Consider the following 1,885-nt stretch of genomic DNA (forward strand, 5'->3'; position numbering starts at 1 on the left):
GCGGCGGCGTCGAGGGCGGCCGTGTTGATGGCGAGGCCGATCACCTTGCAGTTCGGATTGGTCAGGCGGCCCATCTCCTGGTTCACCCGGATGCATTCCTCCAGGCTCGGCAGCGGATAGGTCGGCAGGCCGCGCATGTGCTTGCGGGTCGGCTCGTGGCACATCACCAGCGCATCCGCCGCCGAACCATGCAGCAGGCCGAGGCTGACCCCGGCATAGGAAGCGTGGAAGAGCGACCCCTGGCCCTCGACGATGTCCCAGTGATCGTCGTCGTTGGCCGGGCACAGCCACTCGGTCGCGCCCGAGATGAAGTCGGAGACGACGGCGTCGACCGCGACACCCGAGCCGGCGATGAAGATGCCGGTCTGGCCGGTGGCGCGGAAGGTCGCCTTCCGGCCGCGCGCCTTCATCTCCTTCTCGATGGCGAGGGCGGTGAACATCTTGCCGATCGAGCAGTCGGTGCCGACCGCGAGCAGCCGCTTGCCGGAGCGCTTCTTGCCGTCGGCGACGTCGAACACCTGCGTCGGATGGCGGACGTCGAGCAGGATGCGGCCGTTGCGCTTGGCCGCTGCGGCGAGTTCGGGAATGTCGGCGAGCCGCTTGTGCAGGCCGCTCGCCACGTCCATGCCGAGGTCGAGCGCCTTGACCAGGCTCTCGACCCAGCTGTCGGGGATCTTGCCGCCGCGGTTGGCGACGCCGACGATGACGGTGCCGACGCCGGCCTTGGCGGCCGCCTCGATCGACATGTCGGGGATCCTGAGGTCCGCCTTGCAGCCCGGCAGGCGGAACTGCCCCACGCACCAGTCGCGGCGCCAGTAGACGACGCCGTCCGCGACCTTGGCCGCGAGCTGGTCGTGCGAGTCGCCGATGAACATGAGGTAGGGCGTGCGAAGGGCGGTCACGGTCGGATTGTCCTTTCGACGAACGGGATGGGGCGGGGCACTCTCACCCGCGCGCAAGATCGGCCCGGGCCGGGGGACCCGGGAGCGCCCCGAATGTAGGTCCGGCACCACCGCTGCCGCAAGCCCGGCCCGCGGTAGCGCGACCATTCGGCCGGCGCCGCCCGGTGACATGGACCGGCGCCCGCGGTTCGGCTAACAGATCGGCAGGCGCGAAGGGGGAGGACGATCATGGCGGCAGGAACGGAACTGCGGGTGGCGGTGGCGGGGCTGGGGGCCATCGGCTTCGAGATCGCACGACGGCTGGATGCCGGCATCCCCGGCCTGTGGCTGACCGCGGTCTCGGCCCGCGACCGCGATGGTGCCGCCCGGCGCATCGCCGGCTTCGCCCAGCCGGTGCCGGTGCTGCCGGTCGAGGAACTGCCCGAGGTCGCCGACGTCGTCGTCGAATGCGCCCCCAAGGCCGTCTTCGCCCAGATCCTGGAACCGGCGATCGCCGCCGGCCGCATCGTCATGCCGCTTTCGGTCGGCGCCCTCCTCGACCGCATGGACCTGGTCGACCGGGCGCGCGAGACGGGTGCCCGCATCATCGTGCCGACGGGTGCGCTCCTCGGGCTCGACGCCGTCCGCGCCGCCGCCGAGGGCACGATCGAGAGCGCCCGCATCGTCACCCGCAAGCCGCCCAAGGGGCTGGCCGGGGCCCCCTATCTCGACCAGCACGGCATCGACGTCGCGGCGATCACCGAACCGACCCGGATCTTCGACGGCTCGGCCCGCGACGGCGCCCGCGGCTTCCCCGCCAACGTCAACGTCGCCGCCGCGCTCTCGCTCGCCGGCATCGGCCCGGACCGCACGCGGCTGGAAATCTGGGCCGACCCGACGGTGACCCGCAACACGCACACGATCGTCGTCGAATCCGACAGCGCCCGCCTCACCATGACGATCGAGAACATCCCCTCGGAGAACCCGCGCACCGGCCGCATCAC

The 1,885-nt window shown here is 71.6% G+C and carries 2 protein-coding genes; one reads left to right on the forward strand and one right to left on the reverse strand.

Annotation, left to right across the window (positions count from 1 at the left end; translation table 11 throughout):
- Positions 1-875: N-acetyltransferase DgcN (dgcN, locus tag ACE3Q3_RS24235; protein ID WP_374450415.1), on the reverse strand; the 875-nt coding region annotated here is incomplete at its 3' end.
- Between the two features lie 255 nt (positions 876-1,130).
- Here dgcN and ACE3Q3_RS24240 point away from each other — a divergent pair.
- On the forward strand, positions 1,131-1,885 hold a 755-nt coding region (locus tag ACE3Q3_RS24240), incomplete at its 3' end, for an aspartate dehydrogenase (RefSeq protein ID WP_374450413.1).

The organism is Allostella sp. (assembly GCF_041913585.1).
Taxonomy (GTDB): domain Bacteria; phylum Pseudomonadota; class Alphaproteobacteria; order ATCC43930; family Allostellaceae; genus Allostella.